General features: G+C 66.6%; 15 protein-coding genes. 6 read left to right on the top strand and 9 right to left on the bottom strand.

The features are described from left to right. Positions 1-8: 8 nt before the first annotated feature. The 4 genes from frdA to frdD are packed head-to-tail and all read left to right on the top strand — an operon-like array spanning position 9 to position 3,223. Positions 9-1,751, top strand: a complete 1,743-nt coding sequence (gene frdA, locus ACWEFV_RS28290) for a fumarate reductase (quinol) flavoprotein subunit (RefSeq protein ID WP_135458171.1) — start codon at positions 9-11, stop codon at positions 1,749-1,751. Position 1,752: 1 nt separating this feature from the next. Beyond that, a complete protein-coding gene (locus ACWEFV_RS28285) occupies positions 1,753-2,496 on the top strand; it encodes a succinate dehydrogenase/fumarate reductase iron-sulfur subunit (RefSeq protein WP_450072606.1) in 744 nt (247 codons plus the stop codon). Then, the gene (locus tag ACWEFV_RS28280) at positions 2,493-2,867 is read left to right on the top strand and encodes a fumarate reductase subunit C (protein WP_450072605.1); all 375 of its coding nucleotides are present in this window, start codon (positions 2,493-2,495) and stop codon (positions 2,865-2,867) included. The genes ACWEFV_RS28285 and ACWEFV_RS28280 overlap by 4 nt, the downstream gene beginning before the upstream one ends. Next, the gene (frdD, locus tag ACWEFV_RS28275; protein WP_135458177.1) at positions 2,864-3,223 is read left to right on the top strand and encodes a fumarate reductase subunit FrdD; all 360 of its coding nucleotides are present in this window, start codon (positions 2,864-2,866) and stop codon (positions 3,221-3,223) included. The genes ACWEFV_RS28280 and frdD overlap by 4 nt, the downstream gene beginning before the upstream one ends. A gap of 71 nt (positions 3,224-3,294) precedes the next feature. Here the strand turns inward: frdD and ACWEFV_RS28270 are convergent, their stop codons facing one another. The 6 genes from ACWEFV_RS28270 to ACWEFV_RS28245 all read right to left on the bottom strand — a co-directional run bounded on the left by ACWEFV_RS28270 (position 3,295) and on the right by ACWEFV_RS28245 (position 10,014). Next, positions 3,295-3,744 carry a type II toxin-antitoxin system Rv0910 family toxin gene (locus ACWEFV_RS28270; RefSeq protein ID WP_450072604.1) on the bottom strand — a complete coding sequence of 150 codons (450 nt, stop codon included), beginning with the start codon at positions 3,742-3,744 and terminating at the stop codon, positions 3,295-3,297. A 3-nt stretch (positions 3,745-3,747) separates the two neighbouring features. After that, positions 3,748-3,927 carry an antitoxin gene (locus ACWEFV_RS28265; RefSeq protein ID WP_135458181.1) on the bottom strand — a complete coding sequence of 60 codons (180 nt, stop codon included), beginning with the start codon at positions 3,925-3,927 and terminating at the stop codon, positions 3,748-3,750. A 68-nt stretch (positions 3,928-3,995) separates the two neighbouring features. Next, the gene (locus ACWEFV_RS28260) at positions 3,996-6,488 is read right to left on the bottom strand and encodes a cation-translocating P-type ATPase (RefSeq protein WP_450072603.1); all 2,493 of its coding nucleotides are present in this window, start codon (positions 6,486-6,488) and stop codon (positions 3,996-3,998) included. 28 nt (positions 6,489-6,516) lie between these two features. Then, entirely contained in the window at positions 6,517-8,103 is a 1,587-nt protein-coding gene (locus tag ACWEFV_RS28255) for a serine hydrolase (RefSeq protein ID WP_450072602.1), read from the bottom strand. Between the two features lie 59 nt (positions 8,104-8,162). After that, complete coding sequence (locus tag ACWEFV_RS28250; RefSeq protein ID WP_450072601.1) at positions 8,163-9,278, bottom strand: MBL fold metallo-hydrolase; 1,116 nt, start codon at positions 9,276-9,278, stop codon at positions 8,163-8,165. A gap of 1 nt (position 9,279) precedes the next feature. Then, positions 9,280-10,014, bottom strand: coding sequence for an enoyl-CoA hydratase (locus ACWEFV_RS28245; RefSeq protein ID WP_135458191.1), 735 nt, complete (start codon positions 10,012-10,014; stop codon positions 9,280-9,282). Positions 10,015-10,040: 26 nt separating this feature from the next. Between ACWEFV_RS28245 and ACWEFV_RS28240 the strand changes: the two genes are divergently transcribed. Next, positions 10,041-11,510, top strand: a complete 1,470-nt coding sequence (locus ACWEFV_RS28240) for a carboxyl transferase domain-containing protein (protein ID WP_450072600.1) — start codon at positions 10,041-10,043, stop codon at positions 11,508-11,510. A 61-nt stretch (positions 11,511-11,571) separates the two neighbouring features. On the opposite strand, the gene ACWEFV_RS28235 is transcribed toward ACWEFV_RS28240, so the two are convergent. Both ACWEFV_RS28235 and ACWEFV_RS28230 read right to left on the bottom strand, forming a co-directional pair. Further along, entirely contained in the window at positions 11,572-13,566 is a 1,995-nt protein-coding gene (locus ACWEFV_RS28235; protein ID WP_450072701.1) for a YhgE/Pip family protein, read from the bottom strand. 14 nt (positions 13,567-13,580) lie between these two features. Then, entirely contained in the window at positions 13,581-14,321 is a 741-nt protein-coding gene (locus ACWEFV_RS28230) for a hypothetical protein (RefSeq protein WP_450072599.1), read from the bottom strand. Between the two features lie 54 nt (positions 14,322-14,375). Between ACWEFV_RS28230 and ACWEFV_RS28225 the strand changes: the two genes are divergently transcribed. Next, positions 14,376-15,068, top strand: a complete 693-nt coding sequence (locus tag ACWEFV_RS28225) for a hypothetical protein (RefSeq protein ID WP_450072598.1) — start codon at positions 14,376-14,378, stop codon at positions 15,066-15,068. Here ACWEFV_RS28225 and ACWEFV_RS28220 read toward each other — a convergent pair whose 3' ends face one another. Beyond that, entirely contained in the window at positions 15,069-15,566 is a 498-nt protein-coding gene (locus ACWEFV_RS28220) for a hypothetical protein (protein ID WP_450072597.1), read from the bottom strand. Between the last annotated feature and the right edge of the window lie 217 nt (positions 15,567-15,783).

Below are 15,783 nucleotides of genomic sequence, written 5' to 3'. Positions count from 1 at the left end.
AACCGCCGATGACGGCCTCACACGACATAGTGGTGATCGGAGGGGGCGGCGCCGGTCTGCGCGCCGCGATCGCCATCGCCGAGGCGAACCCGCGTCTGTCCGTTGCGATCGTGTCGAAGGTGTACCCGATGCGCAGCCACACGGTGTCGGCAGAAGGCGGTGCGGCCGCCGTGGCCGGAGCCGACGACAGCATCGACGAGCATGCCTACGACACGATTTCCGGCGGGGACTGGCTCTGCGATCAGGATGCGGTCGAGGCGTTCGTCGCCGAGGCACCCCGTGAGCTCATGCAGCTCGAGCATTGGGGTTGTCCGTGGAGCCGCACCCCGGACGGGCACATCGCCGTCCGCGCCTTCGGCGGCATGAAGAACCTGCGCACCTGGTTCGCCGCCGACAAGACCGGATTCCACCTGCTGCACACCTTGTTCCAGCGGGTGCTTTCTTATCCGGGCATCGCACGTTACGACGAATGGTTCGCCACCACATTGCTGGTCGACGACGGCGCGGTACGCGGTCTGGTCGCGATCGAGTTGGCCACCGGACGCATCGAGACCATCCTGGCCGACGCGGTGATCATGTGCACCGGCGGATGCGGCCGGGTGTTCCCGTTCACCACCAACGCCAACATCAAGACCGGCGACGGAATGGCGTTGGCGTTCCGGGCCGGAGCACCGCTCAAGGACATGGAATTCGTGCAGTATCACCCCACCGGGTTGCCGTTCACCGGCATCCTGATCACCGAGGCCGCCCGCGCCGAGGGGGGATGGCTGCTCAACAAGGACGGCTACCGGTACCTGCAGGATTACGACCTGGGCACGCCCACACCCGAACCCAAGCTGCGCAGCATGGAGCTCGGTCCGCGCGACCGGCTGTCGCAGGCGTTCATCCACGAGCTGGAGAAAGGCCGTACTGACGAAACCCCCTACGGTCCGGTTGTTTACCTGGACCTACGACACCTGGGGGCCAAGCTCATCGACGCCAAGCTTCCGTTCGTCCGGGAACTGTGCCGCGACTATCAGCACATCGACCCGGTCTCCGAACTGGTGCCGGTGCGACCCGTCGTGCACTACATGATGGGCGGGGTCCACACCGACATCAGCGGCGCCACAACACTTCCCGGTCTCTATGCGGCCGGTGAGACCGCGTGCGTCAGCATCAACGGGGCCAACCGGCTGGGTTCGAACTCACTGCCCGAGCTGCTGGTGTTCGGCGCCCGGGCCGGATGCGCCGCAGCCGAGTACGTGTCTCGGGCCGGTGCCGCCTCCGCCTCGGTGCAGACCCAGGCCCGCACCGAGGAGCAGCGCCTGGAACACGACCTGAGCCGGCGCGCCGAAAGCGGCGGTGAACGCATCGCCGACATTCGCACCGACATGCAGAGCGTGCTGGAGACCGCGGCCGGTATCTACCGCGACGGCCCCACCCTGACCAAGGCGGCCGAGCAGGTGCGGGAACTGCAGGCGCGCTTCGCCAATGCCGGCATCGACGATCACAGCCACACGTTCAACACGGAGCTGCTGGCGTTTCTGGAGCTGTCGGGAATGCTCGACATCGCCCAGACGATCATCGAATCGGCCTCACACCGCACGGAATCCCGCGGCGCTCACCAGCGGACCGACTTCCCCAGCCGCGACGACGAGCAGTTCCTCGCCCACACCATGGCCCATCGAGAGCCCGACGGCTCAGCGCGGATCGACTATATGCCGGTCAAAATCACCCGCTGGCCACCGGGCGAACGCGTCTACGGGAGATGAGATGGCTGACCGAATTGTCATGGAGGTGGCTCGATATCGACCCGAAACCGATACCGAGCCGGTGCTGCAGTCCTACGATGTTCCGCTCACCCGGGAGTGGGCGGTCCTGGACGGACTGAACTACATCAAGGACCGGCTCGACGGCACGCTGAGCTTCCGGTGGTCCTGCCGGATGGGGATCTGCGGCAGCTGCGGCATGACCGTCAACGGTGACCCGAAACTGGCCTGCGCCACCTTTCTCGTCGACTATCTGCCCGGGCCGGTGCGGGTGGAGCCGATGCGCAACTTCCCGGTGATCCGCGATCTCGTCGTCGACATCAGCGACTTCATGACCAAACTCCCCCGGGTGAAGCCATGGATCATCCGCGACGGCGACACCCCGGCCGAGGATGCCGAATACCTCCAAACCCCAGCCGAAATGGAGGAGTTCAAGAAGTTCAGCATGTGCATCAACTGCATGCTGTGCTATTCGGCGTGTCCGGTCTACGCGCTGGACCCGGACTTCCTGGGGCCGGCGGCGATCGCGTTGGCCCAGCGGTACAACCTGGATTCCCGCGACGAAGGCGAGGAGGACCGGCGCGATGTGCTGGCCGCCGCGGACGGAGCCTGGGCGTGCACCTATGTCGGTGAATGCTCGGTGGCCTGCCCGAAGGGTGTCGATCCGGCCGGCGCGATCCAGCGCTACAAGCTCACGGCCGCAACACATTCGGTGAAGAGCCTGCTTCTCCCGAGGGCCGCGCAGTGACGACGTATCGACAGCCGGTGCCCGTGTTGTGGTGGGTCAAACGACCGTCCTACCTGCGGTACATGCTCCGCGAGGCCAGCTGCAAAGCCGTGGCCTGGTCGGTGGTGTATCTGGGATTGCTGGTGTGGGCGCTCGGCACGGGCCGCTATGACTGGTTTCAGGATTTCAGCAGCCACCCGCTGGTGATCGCACTGAACCTGGTGACGCTGGCATTGCTGTTGTTGCACACCGTGACCTGGTTCAGCCTGGCGCCACGCGCGATGATCGTGCACCTGCGGGGCCGGCGGGTGCCCGCGGGCGCGGTGCTCGCCGGCCATTACCTCGCATGGCTCGTCGTCTCGGCGGTGATCGCATGGGTGGTGCTGACATGAGCACGCCGGCCCGTCGGACACCGGAACCGTACTTCTGGCTGTTGTTCTCGGCCGGCGGTATGGTGACCGCGCTGACGCTACCGGTGCTGATGTTGCTGTTCGGCGTGGTGTTCCCACTCGGCCTTCTCGACGCCCCAGATCCAACACATCTGCTGGCCGTGGTGCGCAATCCGCTGACCAGGATCGTGCTCGCCGGCATCTTTGTGCTGGGACTCTTCCACTGGGCCCACAGGTTCCGCTTCATGCTCGAGCACGGCCTGAAACTCGGTCGCTTCGACCGGGCGATCGCGGTCTGCAGTTACGGCGCGGCCGCTTTGGGCTCGATCGCAGCGATCTGGGTGTTGCTCACCCTCTAACGGCGAACAGACGCAAAACTGCCTGTTTTCCCTAGAGAAAGGGCAGTTTTGCGTCTGCTCGGCGAGAGAAATTACGACGACGCGTAGAGCGCCCTGAACTTGTTGAGTGACTGCTGGATATCGCCCTTGAGCGCGGCCGCGACCACCATGCCGATCGGCCCGAACAGCGCAGGTCCGCCGAGGTGGACATCGAAGGACACTTTCGCGCCCTCTCCCCCATCAACGGCGGCCGGCGTGATCTTTCCGATCAGCTTGACCTTTACCCCGCCACGGCCCTCGCCGTTGAGGGTCAAGGACTGCGGCGGCTTGTAATTCACCAGCGTCCACTTCACGCGGTTCAGCATGCCCTTGACCTCGACGATCGAGTCGATGACCGTGCCCTTTTCCAGGGTTTCGGGCAACTTCGACCGCCATGCCCGGTGGATGCTGAGCCACTCGTCGTATCGGGACAGATCAGAGGCGTACTCCCACGCCTTCTCCGGCGGCAACGGAACATCGACGGAGACAGACAATTTGGCCATAAGCTACTGCTGCGGTTCTTCCTTGTCGAGGGCGTTCTTCGCCGCTTCTTGCGCCTTATCGACCACGCTGGAGTACTTGCCCTGCGTCTTCTCGTCGACGATGTCGCCGGCCTTGTCGATGGCCTGCTCGACCTTGTCAGCATTCTGCGACAGAAGGTCCTTGGCCTTGTCCAGGAATCCCATCATCCCACCCTATCTTCTCGATACCTTCTCGGTGTCTACCGAACGCTCCGCATTCTCCCCGCTGCCAGCTATCTCCACAACCGGCGCTTCTCCCCCAGGACCATGCCCTGGACCCACCACAGCGCCTCGATCAACGCGGCCCCGACCAGGCCGATGCCCAGCGCGATTGCGGTGACCTTGAGATTCGACGGATCCAGCATGAACAGGCGTTGAGCCAGCGGCAAACAGAAGATCAGCACATACGCCAGCCCGGAGACCGCGACCAGCGCCACGCGCCACCACTCGTACGGGCGGGCCACCACCGACAGCACCCACAACGAAGACACCAACAAGGTGATGAGTGCCGCCGTCGAGGCCTGCGTCTGCCCCACCAGGCCGGCCGCCCGGCCCTCATAGGCCACCAGGTAGGAGACGAACGTGGCAGTACCCACCACCACGCCCGAGGGCAGCGCCGCCGTCATCACCCGGCGCACGAAACCCGAATGGGCCTGTTCATTGTTCGGGGCCAGCGACAGGATGAATGCCGGGATGCCGATGGTGAACCAGGCCGCGATGGTGACGTGGATCGGCTGGAACGGGAACAACAGCGGATCGGTGCCGAACAACTTGGACGACAACCCGGCCAACCCGACCAGGATCGCCAGCAGGACCGAGTAGACGGTCTTGGTGAGGAACAGGTTCGAGACCCGCTCGATGTTGCCGATCACCCGCCGGCCCTCGCCGACCACGTAGGGCAGCGTGGCGAACTTGTTGTCCAGCAACACGATCTGAGCCACCGCGCGCGAGGCCGAACTGCCCGAACCCATCGCGACACCGATGTCGGCGTCCTTGAGGGCCAGCACGTCGTTGACGCCGTCCCCGGTCATGGCCACCGTGTGCCCGCGCGACTGCAAGGCATGCACCATGGCCCGCTTCTGATCCGGGCGCACCCGGCCGAACGTGGTGTACTCCTCCAGCGCGTCGGCCAGCTGCTCCGGCTCGTGGGGCAACTGCCTGGCGTCCATCGTCTCGCCGTGCAGGCCCAGTTTGCCCGCCACCGCGCCCACCGACACCGCGTTGTCACCCGAGATCACCTTGACCGAGACATGCTGGGAAGCAAAGTAATCGAGCGTTTCACCGGCATCCGGCCGGATCCGCTGCTCCAGCACCACCAACGCGACGGGAGTGACGGTTCCGGGGGCCCGCGGCGCGTCGACCGCCAGATCGGAGGACCCGACCAGCAGCACCCGCAGCCCCTTGGCACCGATCTCCTCGGCTTGCTCGGCCACCGGTGAGCTGGAGTCCAACAACACATCCGGGGCGCCGATCACCCAGTTGCCGTGCTCGCCGTAAGACGCGCCGCTCCACTTGGTGGCCGACTTGAACGGGGCCGTCGCGGTGGCTGTCCAGCCCGGCGGCGTGCCGTAGGCCTCGGCGATCGCCACCATGCTGGCGTTGGGCCGGGCGTCATCGGAGGCCAGCTGCGCCAGTACCTGCGCAACAGCATCTTCGCGGCCCTGCTGGCAGAGCTTGAGATCACTTACCCGCATACCGTTTTCGGTCAGGGTTCCGGTCTTGTCGGCACACACCACGTCGACGCGGGCCAGGCCCTCGATCGCGGGAAGCTCATTGACCAGGCACTGGCGCCGGCCCAGCCGCACCACCCCGACCGCGAACGCGAGTGATGTCATCAGCACCAGGCCTTCGGGCACCATCGGCACCAACGCACCCACCATGCGTAGCACCGGTTCATGCCACACCGCATCGGTGGTGAAGATCTGACTCATGATGATTGCCAGTGACTCTCGCCAACCACCCTCGTTGTCGACGATGTCGTGGTAGGTCTGCTTGAGCGAATCCAGCATCTCGGGGTCGGTGGTGAACAGCTGGCTGTAGATGATCAGCATCCCCGCCGGCACCAGCATGTACGTGATGACCTGGAGAATCTTGTTGATGCCGTTGCGCAGTTCGGATTTCACCAGGGTGAACTTGGAGGCCTCTTCGGCCAGCTTGGCGGCGTAGGCCTCGTGTCCCACCTTGGTGGCCCGGTAGGCGCCGGAGCCCGCGACCACGAAACTGCCCGACATCACCGCCTCGCCCAGTTCCTTGACGATCGGGTCGGCCTCACCGGTCAGCAACGACTCGTCGACCTCAAGGTTGGATTCCTCGATAACCTCACCGTCCACCACGATCTGATCGCCGGGCCCGAGTTCGATGATGTCGTCGAGCACCACCTCGCTGGGCAGCACTGCGCGACTACCGGATTCGCGGCGCACGGTGGGCTTGGCCTGGCCCACGATGGCCAGCTTGTCCAGGGTCTGCTTGGCCCGGATCTCCTGAATGATGCCGATCGCGCTGTTGGCGATGATCAGGAGGCCGAAGGCGCCGTTGATCACCGACCCCGTCGATATCACAATCAGGAACAGCACACCCAGAATCGCATTGATCCGGGTGAACACGTTGCCGCGGATGATCTCGGAGATGGTCCGCGCGGCACGCGTCGGGACATCGTTGGACTTACCCTCGGCAACCCGCTGGGCCACCTCGGCTTCGCTCAGACCGGCTGCTGTGGTCATGGTCATCGGGGCTGCCTCTCTTCGCGCAAGCTGCTCATCGGGCGAAAGCCCCCGTCCCGTCCTCGTCGAAATACTCCAGCGTCAGTCTGTCACCGGAAAACGTCGCCTTGGAGATGGTCCCCGGCGGGGCGTTTTCGGTGACGAACCTGAAGGTGAACACGTCACCGTCCCAATGCTCAAGCGGCACGCTGAGCTTCTGCCCCAGCGCCAGGTTCAGCTTCCCGTCCTTTTCGGTCACGGTGGCCGGCCCCCAGTAATCGTTGCGATACACCCCGGTGTAGCCCGAAAGAGGCTTGGCAGGTGCCGGATCCGCGGGCGGCTGCTTGCCCACCAATTCGCCCTCCGGCGCATCCATCTCGGCGAACGCGTCGGCGAATCGCTTGCGCCAGTCCTCGCGCACCTCGCCGAACTGCACCAGGTCGGCGAACTCCGCGGTCAGCGTTTCCGGTACGCCCGTCGGTGTGGCGTTGGTGAGCGCCACGATGGCCACATCGGCCGACGGCAGGACGACGAAATTGGCTGCCGCCCCAAGCTCGAAAGCCCCAGAATGGCTGAGTTGCATTCGGGCGGCCGAGGTCGACCCGACGTTGAACCCGTAACCGTAGAACCCGGACCGCATCGCGGGCTCCGTCGCACGGCTCGACACCGCCTGCGGGGTGAGGGCGGGAAGCAGCGCCTTCTCGTCGACGATCTGCCGGTCCGCATACTTGCCGTTGGCCAGCACCATGGCCAGCCAGCGGGCGACATCGTTGACCGAGGAGCTCACCCCGCCGGCAGGCGATTGTGGGTCGGGATCCCGCACGTACTGCGGCTCGTATCGGTCGTCGATCCGGATGTGCCCGACGGCCCGGTTGGCCCTGACCTGGAAATCGGCGAAACGCGAACTCGTCGAGCTCATCCCGAGCGGCCGGTACAGCACCTCCCGGGACAGGTCCGCCCAGTCCTTCCCGGCACCCGCCGCCACCGCCTCGGCCCCTGCGGTGAGCCCGAAGTTGGTGTAGGCGTAGGAGATCCGGAACGGTTCCAGAGGGAGCCGGCGCAGATGCTCCAGCACGTAGCGCCGGTCATAGCCGAGATCCTCGAGCTTGTCCCCGGCATGGTCGGGCAGACCCGACCGGTGCGCGAACATGTCTCCCACAGTCACCAGCCGGGTGCTGGTGGGGTCCGACAGTGCGAACCATGGCAGCTTGGAAACCACCGGGGTGTCCCATTCGACAGCACCCGCGCCGACCTGTTGGGCAACCACGGTGGCCGACAGCGATTTCGACAGCGAGGCCAGCTGGAACACCGTGTCAGCGTCCACCCGGTTGCCGTCGGCATCGCCGTCACGCACATCGCGGACGCCGAAACCTTTCGCGTACACCGTCTTTCCGCCATGCACCACGGCGACGGCCATACCGGGGATCTTCGCATCGCGCACCAGCTCCTCGGCGATACCGTCCAGCCTGGCGACAGCGTTGTGCACGGCGTTCTCCGGCAACGGCATCGCGGGCACCAGCGGCGGCGGCTGGTCGGCGATCGGCTGGGCGGTTTGGGTGGCGTTGGCGCAGCCCGTCAGGGCGGCGACACCCACCGCGAGGCCCACTGCGGCGGTACGCGCCACGACGCGAAGGTTCGACACAGGACGCGAGTATGCCCGCAAACCCGCCCGGGCTCGGTGCAATGCGGTTACAAGTGGGGCTACATCTGCCACCACGGGTCCACCACAGGAGATTCCCGGTCGACCCGCTGGCCGGGCTTCGGCACCACGACAGGCACCCCGGCCGGGTCGGCCGCCGCCAGCAACCGCCGCACCGGATCCGCCCAGGGGTGCGGGGCCAGCCGGAACGTGCCCCAGTGAACCGGCACCAGCAGACCGGAATCGGTGACGTCCAGGTGGGCGCGCACCGCTTCCTCGGGATTCATGTGAATGTCGGGCCAGGCCGTGTGGTAAGCACCGACCGGTAGCAGGGTCAGATCGAAAGGCCCGTATTCCGAACCGATTTCGGAGAAGCTCTTGGTGTAGCCGGTATCGCCGCCGAAGAACGCCCGATGTTGCGGCCCGATGAAAGCCCACGAGGCCCACAGCGTGGTGTTGCGCTGGAACAGCCGCCCCGAGAAGTGGCGGGCCGGCGTGCACACCAGGGTCAGCTCGCCGATCCGGTGGCTCTCGTTCCAGTCCAGCTCGATGATGCGGTCTTCGGGAATCCGCCACTTACGCAGATGCGCGCCGATCCCCAGCGGCACCACGAATGGCGCCCGCTGCGTGCGGACCAACCCCAGGATCGTCTCGATGTCGAGATGGTCATAGTGATCATGACTGATCACCACGGCGTCGACGGCCGGCAGCGCCTCCAGCGGCAGCGGCGGCTCGTGCAGGCGTTGCGGTCCCACCACCCGCGACGGCGAGCAGCGCTGACTCCAGACCGGATCCGTAAGCACCCGGTAGCCATCGATCTCGACCAGCGCGGTGGAGTGCCCGTACCAGGACACCGCGCAGGCCGCGGCTTCCCCGTCGGCATTTTCGGACGGCTCGGCCAGCGGGATCGGCCCGGGCGGCCGGCTGGCCGAGCGCGGGGCGAACATCTCGGCGATCAGCATGCGCCACTCTTCGGAGCTCATGCTGATCCCGGGCGATGCCGGCTCGACGTTGACGAACACACCGTCGGCGTACTGCGTGGACCGCTGCGCCGCCGGGCGGATGTCGCGAGGCAGGGCCCCCACCGAGGCATAGGTCCCGTTCAGCGCGCGCACCAACCACCCGCCGGCCAGCACCGAAGCCGACCTGGTGCCCAACCGCAGCGCAGCGCGCAGCACGTCAGGCCCCGTTGAAGTTCGGCGGGCGCTTCTCGATCCGGGCCACCTGGGCTTCGATGACGTCCTGGCTGCCCCACGCCTTGTCGAACAGCTCCTTGTGGGCCGGCCACGACTCCTCGTAAGCACCGTCGTCATTGAGCACCCGCTTGGCGTGCTGCAGCGCCAGCGGGGCGAACCCGGCAAGCTCGGCGGCCCACTTCTGCGCGTCGGCCAGCGTGCCGATGCGGTTGGCCATCCCGGTCTGAAGCGCGGTCTCCGCGGTGAGCTTCTCGGCGCCGAGCAGCATTCCCCGCGCCCGGCCGTGGCCGACCAGCGAGGTCAGCCGGCGGATACTCCAGTTGTCGAGGGCCAGGCCGTACCGGGCGACGGGGAACTGGAAGTAGGCGTCAGGGGCGACGACCCGCAGATCGCAGATCATCGAAAGGATGACGCCCGCGCCGATCGCCGGGCCGTTGATCGCGCCGATCACCGGAACCGGGGTCCTGTCGATCGCCAAGTTCAGCGCCAGCGCCTTGTCTGGGAGCTTTTCGGCCATGCCCGCGGCATCGGTCAGGTCCGCGCCTGAGCTGAACACCGAGCCGGCCCCAGTCAGCACGATTGCCCGGACGTCCTGCTCGGCAGCATTCTCGACCGCTTCCCGCAGGCTGTCGACAAGCTCGCAGTTCAGCGCGTTGCGCCGCTCTTCGCGTTGCAGTTCCAGGGTCAGGACATTGCCGTCTCTGGTCACACCAATCATGTGGCCAGCCTATATAGGCTGGCGCCGTGAGTCGGATCGGCGCCCGCGCGCTTCGTGATGCAGTGCTCGACGAAGGCTCGTTCCGCAGTTGGGACGCACCGCCCGTCGAGGTCGCCCGCTCTGCGGATTACCAGCGCGAACTGGCCGATGCGTCGGCGAAGACCGGGCTCGACGAGTCGGTGCTGACCGGGGAAGGCACCATCTTCGGCCGCCGGGTGGCCGTGGTGGCGTGCGAGTTCGACTTCCTCGCCGGGTCGATCGGGGTGGCCGCCGCCGAGCGGATCACCGCCGCGGTGACGAGAGCCACAGCCGAGCGGCTGCCGCTGCTGGCCTCACCGAGCTCCGGCGGCACCCGTATGCAGGAAGGCACGGTGGCGTTCCTGCAGATGGTCAAGATCGCCGCGGCCGTCGAACTGCACAAGCAGGCCCACCTGCCCTACCTGGTGTATCTGCGCCACCCCACCACCGGCGGCGTGTTCGCCTCCTGGGGTTCGCTGGGGCACGTCACCGCCGCCGAGCCGGGTGCGCTGATCGGCTTTCTCGGCCCACGGGTTTATGAGCACCTGTACGGCGAACCCTTCCCGTCCGGCGTGCAGACCGCCGAAAACCTGCACGCCCACGGTGTGATCGACGGGGTGGTGCCGCTCGCGCTGCTGCGCGACACCCTGGACCGCACGCTGCGCGTGGTCGCCGACCCGCCTGGCCCGCCCCCCGCCGCCGCGGCCCCCGAGCCTCTGCCCGATGTGCCGGCCTGGGAGTCGGTACTGGCTTCGCGGCGCCCGGACCGGCCCGGGGTCGGCTACCTGCTGCGGCACGGCGCGACCGACCGGGTGCTGCTGTCCGGTACCGAACGCGGCGAGGCCGCGACGATGCTGCTGGCCCTGGCCCGTTTTGGTGGGCAGCCCGCGGTGGTGCTCGGCCAGCGCCACAGCGAGGGTGGGCTGGTCGGGCCCGGCGCACTGCGGGAGGCACGACGTGGCATGGCCTTGGCGGCCGGACTGCAACTGCCGCTGGTACTGGTGATCGACACCCCGGGCCCGGCCCTGTCTATCGAGGCCGAGCAGGGCGGGCTGGCCGGCGAGATCGCCCGCTGCCTGGCCGAATTGGTCACGCTGAACACGCCCACGGTGTCGGTGCTGATGGGCCAGGGCAGCGGCGGTCCCGCACTGGCGATGGTGCCCGCCGACCGGGTGCTGGCCGCCGCGAACGGCTGGCTGGCCCCGCTGCCGCCCGAGGGCGCCAGCGCGATCGTGTACCGCGATACCGCACATGCCGCGGAACTGGCTGCCGGACAAGGGGTTCGCTCTGTCGACCTGCTACGCAACGGCATTGCCGACGCGATCGTGCCCGAACATCCCGATGCCGCCGACGAACCGCGGGCCTTCACCGAGCGGCTGTCGACGGCCATCGCCAACGAGCTGGCCCAACTGCGCGCGGTGCCCGACGAGCAGCGATTGCAGACCCGGCTTGACCGCTACCGGCGGATCGGGCTCTGACTCCAGCGATTTGTGGAGTTTCAGCCGTCCACAGCGCGGCTAGAACTCCACAAATCACCTGTCACACTTCGATCGGCGGGTGCAACCTGTCCATGGTGTACTGCCGGTCTCTTCGCGCGGCCCAGGAACTGCCGGCCAGCGACACCACCAGCACACCGAACAGCACCGCGATCGCGATCCACAACCGCGAATCGATCCCGCCCACGATCAACTGGCGAAGGCCGTTGACCGCGTACGTCATCGGATCGACCGGGTGCAGTATCTGGAAGGGTTTCGCGGTGGTCTCCACCGGATAGATACCGCCGGCCGAGACCAGTTGCAGCATCAGGAAGGCCAGCGTCACCACCCGGCCCACCGACACCCCGAACAGTGCGTTGAACGCCTGGATCAGGGCCAGGAACGTGCCCGCGACCAGCAGCAGGAACGCCACGGTGGCCAGCGGGTATCTCGCTTGCAGACCCACCCCGAAATGCACGACCACGTACATCACGACGACCTGGCAGAACACGATCAGCAGGGCGGGCCAGTAGGAGGCCAGCACCACCCGCAGTGCCCCCAGTCCGTTGACCACCGGGCGGGACTGCAACGGCTTCAACAACATCCAGATGATGAGTGCACCGATGAACAACGCCAGCGGCAGGAAGAACGGCGCGAATCCGGTGCCGAACGTGGCGGCCGGATTGTGTGTCTGGATGTCCAGCGCCACAGGGGCGGCCAGGGTCCGCGCCACCTCGGTGCGCTGCTGCGGGGTCCAGGACGGCACCTGGGTCGAGCCCTGCTTGAGCGCGGTGGCCAGCTGCTGGTTGCCGGCCTGCAGCTTTTCCGTGCCCGCGGCGAGTTCGCCTGCCCCACTGGATAGTTGGCGCCCTCCGCTGGAAAGCTGCACCAGCCCGCTGTTGAGCCGCTGGGCGCCGTCGTTGAGTTGGTGTGCGCCGTCGCGCAATTTGACGACGTCGGAGCGCAACCCGCCGGTGACCGCCTTGGTGATGAACACCCGCAGCTTGCTGTTCGGGTCACCCAGCTCGTTCTCCAACTGGGTGGCGTTGTCGCGCAGGCGGATCAGACCCTCATCGGTGGTGGGGTCGAGGCCGCGGGCGACTAGGAGCCGTTGTGCGCCGGCCAGGAACTCCCCGGTGTCGCGCACCGCGGGATCGGGGCTGTTGCGCAGGATGCCGACCGCCTGGTCGACGATCGCCGCGGCCTGGGCCTGGTCGATGTTCAACGCCGCGATCCGGTCGGTGGTCGAGCGCACCGCACCCGAGAGCCGCTGTGCGGCCATGCCAACCTCGTTGGGGTCCAGACCGAGTCCACTGACCCGGTCCAGCACCGTCAGCAGTGGATCGGTTGCCTTGTCGACCGCCGCCGACAGCTGCCTGGTGCCCGCGGCCAGCTGCGCGGACCCGTCACGCGCGGTGACCAGGCCCGCGGAAAGGGCGTCGGCCCCGGCGGAGAGGCGGTGCGCACCGTCATTGGCCGCGGCGCTCCCGGTGGCCAACTGCTGCGCACCGTCGGATGCCTTGACGAGGCCGGCTCCGGCGTCGGTCAATCCGGTCAGAACGGTGCCGACCGTGCGTTCACCGATGTTCGCGTTGATCTGGTTGATCACCTCACGAGCCGCATTCTGGCCGATGATCGAGCCGAGATAGTTGTTGGCGTCGTTGAACGTGAAGCGGACGTCGGCCTGGTGCGGTGAGCCGCCCGACGGTGACGAGATGCTGGTGCTGAAATCCTCGGGCAGCGTGATCGAGAAGTAGTACTTGCCGCTCGCCAACCCGTCGGCCGCCTCCTGCGCCGAAACCCGGTGCAGCTGAAGCTGACCCGAATCCACCAACGCATCGGCGACCTCGTCACCGGCCTTGATCAGTTGTCCTTCGGCGACCGTGCCCCGGTCCTCGTTGACCAGCGCCACCGGAACCTTGTTCACCTCACCGAACGGGTTCCAGAAAGCCCACAGGTACATCGCACCGTAGAGCAGCGGCAACAGGATGACCGTCACCAGCGCGACACGAGGCAACGTGCCGCGCGAGAAACGCTTGAGGTCGGTGCCCAGCGACATTCCGGCAAGCACGGCTACTCGCCACCTTTCTGCGAACCGGCCAGCTCGGCCGGCGTGGTGTTGGGCACTGTCAGTTGATCTCGCACCGCCAACGCCAGATCGCCGGGCACCCCGTTGACCGTCGCGGTGATCACGGTCTGCTTCTCCCCCAACGCGATCAGACGCCCCAGCACGGCGTCGCGATTGCGGTCATCGGTGAGATGGTCGAGGTTGCCGACCACCAGCAGCGGTGGCGTTTTGGTATTGGCCAGCGCGATACGCAGCAGCAGCTGGTCGAGCTCGGTGAGCCCGTCGAAATACTGCGTCAACGACGGCAGCGGCAGATCACCGAACACCGGGGCGCACATCGTCGCCAGGTCGTCGGCGTCGGACCGACCGACCAGCGTGTACCAGGGTGCGTCCCAACGACGTTGCTCGGTCACCAGGTCGCGCACGGTCACCGACTCCGACACCGTGTCGAGCTCATCGATCCCGGCCAGCGCGGCAGACCGGAAGATGTCGGACACCCGGGTATGTCCGAACACGGTCAGCTTTCCGCGCACCGTTTTCATCCGCCCGGCCAGTGTCATCAGCAGCGCGGTCCGGCCGGTACCGGCCGGTGCCGCCAACACCGTCACCCCGCCCTCGGCGATATCGAGATCGATTGGGCCGTAAACCGGACCCCACGGCCCACGCATCGTGATCCCGCGGGCGGTGATGGCTGGAGGCTTTTGCTCGTCCGCGCCGGGATCAGGCTCTGGACTTTGCTCAGGCATGGGCCAATCACAACACATCCGATGGGCCCGCACCGGGAATGGCATTCTGGATTTGTGGAGCCTCTGTGGCACTTCGCCGGAAATTTCTGGTGGCTGATCTTTCCACTGGGAGGAATGGTCGGCGGCGGTATTCGGGCCGTCGCCGCTGCCAACGAGCGCCGGGCCCAACGCCGACTCGAGCGGTACCGCATCAAGCAGCAGACGAAGGTCGAGATCGCCAGGGCCGCCGGGGCGGCCAAATCGGCTGACACGAAGTACCAACGGGAGCTGACCAAGGTGCTGGAACAGCATGACCGCACCGATGCCCGGTGGCTCGATTACGAGATCGACCTCGCCAAACTGCTGGACTTCCCGCTGATGACCGACATGCGGGACCCGTTGACGATCGCGTTTCACCGGGCGCGCGGGCGCGCCGATCTGATCCGGCCCGAGAAACCCGAGGATCTGCTCGGCGACCGCAACGCCCAACTCGAATACCGCGACGCGGTGCATGACTACGTGACGGCCTTCGACATCGCCGAGGCCGAGGCGATCCGCCGGCGACGCAGTGACTTCTCGGAAGCCGCCCAGGACCGCATTGCCCGGGCCCAACAACTGCTGCGACTCGCCTCCGACGACGGCGCCACACCGGACGAACGCCGCAGCGCCTACGTGCGAGCCCAGAAGGAGCTCGAAGGGCTCATCGTGCTGCCGGCCAGCACCCGGGCGAGCATCGAGCGCAGGATCGTCGGAGAGCTGGAGGCCTGATCAGATGACCGAGGTATGGCGGGTGCGGTAATACAGCACCACTGCGGCGATGGTGGCTTCGGTCAGCGCCAGCACCACTGCCAATGTCATCACCGCCGCCATCGCTGAAGCCGGCGCCGGCATCGCAGCTCCGGCCAGAACCACGCCATGATGGTGCGAAGGCATCGGCATGTGTAAAGCAACCATCGCCAGGTTCATCAACGCGATCGTGCACCAGATTGCGGAAGTACCGCGCTGCCACAGATGTGCCGCGCAGAACAGACAACCCACGATCATGACGGCCAGCACCGCCCCGGCCGCCGGGTTGGCAGACGAGCCGAGCATCACCGCATGCAGGAGTGCCGAGCCGGCACCCAAGAGCGCACACGTCCGCCGCCCCAGAACAGTGCAGACGTGCGCGGCGGCCGACATACCCTCATCGTCGCAGCCATCGGCGTCCGCCGCTGTCTTAACGGCACGCAAACACTTCACACTTGGGTAGAGCAGCCACGCCGCCAAAACTCATCGCCCGAGCACAACATCGACTGCGACTCGCCCGCGACGACGACGCGACAACGGACGAATGCCACAGCGCCGCCGCAATTAATACTTGCGAATATCGGAAATGGAATTGTGGGTTAAAAAGCGAATCGCCCCCCACTAAAAAGTGGGGGGCGATTCTTAATTTGTGTTCGGCGGTGTCCTACTTTTCCACCCGAAAGGGTAGTATCATCGG

The organism is Mycobacterium sp. NPDC004974 (assembly GCF_053600815.1).
The sequence above is the reverse complement of the archived record's forward strand: the minus strand, read 5'-3'. Positions and strand labels throughout refer to the sequence as shown.

Excerpts from the sequence above, each read along its gene's own strand:
- ACWEFV_RS28230 (WP_450072599.1), bottom strand. The coding sequence starts at position 14,321 with ATGCCTGAGCAAAGTCCAGAGCCTGATCCCGGCGCGGACGAGCAAAAG.
- ACWEFV_RS28260 (WP_450072603.1), bottom strand. The coding sequence starts at position 6,488 with ATGACCATGACCACAGCAGCCGGTCTGAGCGAAGCCGAGGTGGCCCAG.
- frdA (WP_135458171.1), top strand. The coding sequence starts at position 9 with ATGACGGCCTCACACGACATAGTGGTGATCGGAGGGGGCGGCGCCGGT.
- ACWEFV_RS28285 (WP_450072606.1), top strand. The coding sequence starts at position 1,753 with ATGGCTGACCGAATTGTCATGGAGGTGGCTCGATATCGACCCGAAACC.
- ACWEFV_RS28270 (WP_450072604.1), bottom strand. The coding sequence starts at position 3,744 with ATGGCCAAATTGTCTGTCTCCGTCGATGTTCCGTTGCCGCCGGAGAAG.
- ACWEFV_RS28265 (WP_135458181.1), bottom strand. The coding sequence starts at position 3,927 with ATGGGATTCCTGGACAAGGCCAAGGACCTTCTGTCGCAGAATGCTGAC.
- ACWEFV_RS28245 (WP_135458191.1), bottom strand. The coding sequence starts at position 10,014 with ATGATTGGTGTGACCAGAGACGGCAATGTCCTGACCCTGGAACTGCAA.
- frdD (WP_135458177.1), top strand. The coding sequence starts at position 2,864 with ATGAGCACGCCGGCCCGTCGGACACCGGAACCGTACTTCTGGCTGTTG.
- ACWEFV_RS28235 (WP_450072701.1), bottom strand. The coding sequence starts at position 13,566 with ATGTCGCTGGGCACCGACCTCAAGCGTTTCTCGCGCGGCACGTTGCCT.